Origin of the sequence: Mesorhizobium sp. M7A.F.Ca.US.005.03.2.1, from assembly GCF_003997795.1 — a bacterium.
Taxonomy (GTDB): Bacteria; Pseudomonadota; Alphaproteobacteria; order Rhizobiales; family Rhizobiaceae; genus Mesorhizobium; species Mesorhizobium ciceri.
The window spans coordinates 1-4,664 of sequence record NZ_RZRP01000506.1 but is presented as its reverse complement, the minus strand read 5'-3'; the positions used below and the strand labels follow the sequence as shown (position 1 = coordinate 4,664).

Genomic DNA, 4,664 nt, shown 5'->3' with positions numbered 1-4,664 from the left:
ATGGCGTTCCCGTCCTACGCGCTGTATCCGCATATGAGCGTCGAACAGAACCTCTCTTTCGGCCTGCGCATGACCGGCAATCCAAAAGCCGACACCGAACGGCGGGTGAAGCTGGCGGCCGAGATCCTGCGCATCAGCGAACTGATGGACAGACGCCCGAAAAAACTCTCAGGCGGTCAGCGCCAGCGCGTCGCCATCGGCCGCGCCATCGTGCGCGAACCGCAGGTGTTCCTGTTCGATGAGCCGCTCTCCAATCTCGACGCCGAATTGCGCGTCCAGATGCGCGTCGAGATCTCCCGGCTCCATAAGGAACTGGGCACGACAATGATCTATGTCACCCACGACCAGACCGAGGCGATGACGCTCGCCGACAGGATCGTCGTGATGCGCGCCGGCCATATCGAGCAGATCGGCCGGCCACTCGATCTCTACGACAACCCCGACAATCAGTTCGTCGCCGGCTTTGTCGGCTCGCCGAAGATGAATTTCATCAAAGGCCGGGTTGTCGGGCACGATGCACCTGGCGTCGTGGTCGAACTGGCGGGCCAGGAGAAGACCCGCATCACGCAACCGCTGACTGGCACTGCGCCCGAAATCGGCGGCCCAAAAATCGGCAGCAAGGTCATTGTCGGTGTGCGGCCTGAACATTTCGGCAATGCCGGAGAAGGCGACGCCGACCTTGTGGTTGCCATCGACGTGATCGAGCACCTGGGCGGCACAAGTTTCCTCTATGCCAGAACGGCCAACGGGGACGACGTGGTGATCCAGCGCGACGCGGCAAAGGTCCCTGACACGTCCGCGATCACCGTTTCCATCCGCAAATCCTACCTGTTCGACGAAAAAGGACTGCGGCTGCGCTGACCGCCAGCCCTTTCCAGCCTTCAAGGAGAATGACAATGACCGCAACCACGCCCATTCGCTGGGGCATTCTCGGCCCGGGCAGCATCGCCCAGTCCTTTGCCGGTGGCGTGGCCGCTTCGGACACCGGCAAGCTGGTCGCCATCGGCGCACGCAATCCCGCCAAGCCGGGGCTTGCCGAGCGTTTTCCCGGTGCCCGTATCCTCGACGGCTACGACGCGCTGCTCGCCGACCCCGACATCGACGCCGTCTACATTTCGATACCGCATCCAGGCCATGCGCAATGGGCGATCAAGGCGGCCGAGGCCGGAAAGCATGTGCTGTGCGAAAAGCCGCTGGCGCTGACCGCCTTCGAGGCCGACGCCATGATGCATGCCGCGCGCAAGGCCGGCACATTCCTCGGCGAAGCCTTCATGTACCGGTTGCACCCGCAGACCAAGAAGCTGGTGGAGCTGATCAGGTCCGGCGTCATAGGCGAGATCAGGATGATCAAGTCGAGCTTCGGTTTCGCCATGCCGGGCTTCATGCCGCAGCACCGGCTCTATGCCAACGATCTCGCCGGCGGCGGTATTCTCGATGTCGGCGGCTATCCCGTCTCGATGGTCCGGCTGATTGCCGGTGCGGCCGTCGGAAAGCCCTTCAGCGAGCCAGACAAGGTGGTCGGCACCGCCCATCTGGGCCAGTCCGGCGTCGACGAATGGGCCTCCGCGCTGCTGCATTTCCCCGGTGGCATTGTCGCTGAAGTCTCCTGCAGCATCTCGCTCAGCCAGGACAATGTCCTGCGCATCCTGGGCACTAAGGGCCGCATCGAAGTGCCGGACTTCTGGTTCGCCGGCGGCAACCGCGATGTCGGTCTCGGCCGGATAGACGTCATCGCCTCCGATGGTACGCGCCAGACCATCAGCGTCGACGAGAAGCGCCATGTCTATTCCTTCGAGGTCGACGCAGCCGGCGAGGCGATCCTCGCCGGCGGCCAAGAATTCGCCTGGCCGGGCATGGCGTGGGCGGAAAGCCTCGGCACCTTGCGTGTGCTGGACAAATGGCGGGCGGCAGCCGGCCTCGAATACGGGATCGAGAAGGCCGAGCAACGCACCAACACCATCTCCGGCCGGCCGCTGCTGTCCGGCGGCACGGCGGTCGCCAAGCGCACCATTCCTGGCCTGTCGAAGCCGGCATCGGTGGTGGCGCTCGGCTTCGAGGATTTCCGTACGTTTTCCTCAGGTTCGATCCTGCTCGATGCCTTTTTCGAGGCCGGCGGCAATCTCTTCGATACCGGCTATGTCTATGGCGGCGGCTATACCGAGAAGCTGCTTGGCGAATGGTTGAAAAACCGTGGCGTGCGCGCGCAATCGGTGGTCATCGCCAAGGGCGCCCACTCGCCGCTGTGCTATCCTGATGTGATCGGCAAGCAGCTCGACCAGACGCTCGAACGCCTGCAGACCGATCATGTCGATGTCTACTTCATGCACCGCGACAATCCGGATGTGCCGGTCGGCGAATTCGTCGATGCAATGGATCGCGAGGTCAAGGCCGGCCGCATCCGCGGCCCGTTCGGCGGTTCGAACTGGACGATGGAACGCATGGATGAGGCAATTGCCTACGCCGAACGCACCGGCAAGCAAAAGCCCGGTGCGCTGTCCAACAATTTCTCGCTGGCCGAAATGCTGGAGCCGATCTGGGCTGGCTGCGTCACGTCCTCCACGGATGCGTGGAAGGCCTGGCTGACATCCAGGAAGATGCCGAATTTCGCCTGGTCGAGCCAGGGGCGCGGCTTCTTCACCGATCGGGCGGGTCGCGACAAGCAAGACAATGAGGAGCTGGTGCGGGTCTGGTACTCCGAGCGGAATTTCGGCCGCCGCGACCGGGCGATCGAACTTGCCGCGAGACTGGGCAAGAGCCCAATCCATATTGCGCTGGCCTATGTGCTCGCTCAGCCCTTCCCCTCCATCCCGCTGATCGGGCCACGCACGTTGGATGAACTGGACGACAGCCTGCGCGCTCTCGACATCACGCTTTCGCAAGCCGATCTCGAATGGCTGGACGGCGGCAGCCTGCGCGCTGCCTAGTTGGCTGCCTGTTTAACCGTGGCGGCGTCAGGTCTCGTCATCGAACGCCCTGACGCCGCGCCTGGCCGGAGTCCGCAAATTCGCGTACATGCCTGTGGTGCGGAACTGGCTCGGTGTGATGCCGTAGCAGCGGCGGAAGACCTTTGAAAAATAGTTCGCTTCCTCGAAGCCGCACAGGATGGCGACTTCCTTCACCGGCAAAAAATCCGCTTTGGTCAGCAGCTTCGCCGCGCGTTGCAGGCGCTGCTGCAGCACGAACTCGGCCGGAGGCAGGCCTTCGCTCTCGGCGAAACAGCGTGAGAAATGGGCTCGGCTGAGGCCGCTGATCTGGACCAGGTCCGCCACCGGCAGCGGCTTGTCGAGATTGGCGTTGATGTGATCGATGACCGGCTGCATGGCGCTTAGTTTTTCGGCGAAGGCATGGGAACCGAAGACATCGTCATAGAGCGCCATCGCAGCCTCGTAGGCTATCGCGGAAGCAGCACCCGGCGAAGCGGCGCCTTTGATCAGGCGCAAGCTGCAATCGGCAAGATGATCGATTGTCGCCGGCTGCAGCCGAAATACAGGACCCGAGACGCTGAGGATCGACTTGTGGATGCGCAGCGCTTCCTCGCCGTTCATCGAAATCCAGAAATATTCCCAGCGCTCATCTCCAGCCAGCCAGTAGCGGTGGTTGTGCGGCACCAGCACCAGCAATGTGTCGTTCTTCTGCAAGCGGTAGTTGCGGTTTTCGTAGCGCAGCCGGCCAGTCCCGCTGATCGTGTGCTGGAGCACGGTGAACGGTGTCTGACCGCGCTTGCGGCCGTCCCAGTCGTAGATTTCGTCCTCGCGCACTTCGTAGCCCGTGCTCGTCGGCATGGCGTGCAGGCGCTGGCGGCCGCGCGGCAGCGAGATCGTGCGCATGGACTGTCCGTGTTCTATCAAATCATGCAGCACAAAATTACCCCTGAAAGCATAATCCTTCTCTGGTCGCGCTCGCGAATAAGCGCATAATCCCCATCGAAAAGCGAGAGAGATCCGCAGTCAAGGAGCGGACAGGGAGGTTGGCGAGCCGGATTCCGGCTTGTCCTGCATACATGTCGCGGCATGTGGCTACAGCCTCCATTGTCATTCCTTGCCTGCAATTCGAAATGGAATGAGGTGCGGCTGATGAGTTTCAAAATCGCTATCATCGGTGCCGGCAGCGTCGGCTTCACCAAGAAATTGTTCACCGACATCTTGTGCGTGCCCGAATTCAAGGACATCGAATTCGCGCTGACCGATGTCAGCGAGCACAATCTTCAGATGATCAAGGCGATCCTCGACAGGATCGTCGAGGCGAACAGGTTGCCGACCAGGGTGACGGCGACCACAGACCGCCGCAAGGCGCTCGAAGGCGCTCGCTACGTCATCAGCTGCGTGCGGGTCGGCGGCCTCGAAGCCTACGCCGACGATATCCGCATTCCCTTGAAATACGGCATCGACCAGTGCGTCGGCGATACGATCTGCGCTGGCGGCATTCTCTATGGCCAGCGCAACATTCCGGTGATCCTGGATTTCTGCAAGGACATACGCGAGGTCGCCGAGACGAACGTCAAATTCCTGAACTACGCCAACCCGATGGCGATGAACACCTGGGCGGCGATCGAATACGGCAAGGTCGACACTGTCGGGCTCTGTCACGGCGTCCAGCACGGCGCCGAGCAGATCGCCGAGGTGCTTGGCGCGAAGTCCACGCAGGAGCTCGACTATGTCTGGTCC

General features: G+C 62.2%; 3 protein-coding genes and 1 pseudogene. 3 read left to right on the top strand and 1 reads right to left on the bottom strand.

Going from position 1 to position 4,664, the window contains the following annotated elements; translation table 11 throughout:
* Both EN991_RS24200 and EN991_RS24195 read left to right on the top strand, forming a co-directional pair.
* Positions 1-861: ATP-binding cassette domain-containing protein (locus EN991_RS24200; RefSeq protein WP_127369705.1), on the top strand; the 861-nt coding region annotated here is incomplete at its 5' end.
* A gap of 35 nt (positions 862-896) precedes the next feature.
* Positions 897-2,924 (top strand): aldo/keto reductase, encoded by a 2,028-nt coding sequence (locus tag EN991_RS24195; protein ID WP_127369704.1) that lies wholly within the window; start codon positions 897-899, stop codon positions 2,922-2,924.
* Positions 2,925-2,951: 27 nt separating this feature from the next.
* Here the strand turns inward: EN991_RS24195 and EN991_RS24190 are convergent, their stop codons facing one another.
* On the bottom strand, positions 2,952-3,827 hold the full coding sequence (locus tag EN991_RS24190; protein WP_082826649.1) for an AraC family transcriptional regulator: 876 nt from the start codon (positions 3,825-3,827) through the stop codon (positions 2,952-2,954).
* A 246-nt stretch (positions 3,828-4,073) separates the two neighbouring features.
* Between EN991_RS24190 and EN991_RS24185 the strand changes: the two are divergent.
* Positions 4,074-4,664, top strand: a pseudogene (locus EN991_RS24185) (alpha-glucosidase/alpha-galactosidase); the annotation flags it as partial.

Coding starts and splice junctions, on each gene's coding strand:
- EN991_RS24195 (WP_127369704.1), top strand. CDS start 897: ATGACCGCAACCACGCCCATTCGCTGGGGCATTCTCGGCCCGGGCAGC.
- EN991_RS24190 (WP_082826649.1), bottom strand. CDS start 3,827: ATGCGCACGATCTCGCTGCCGCGCGGCCGCCAGCGCCTGCACGCCATG.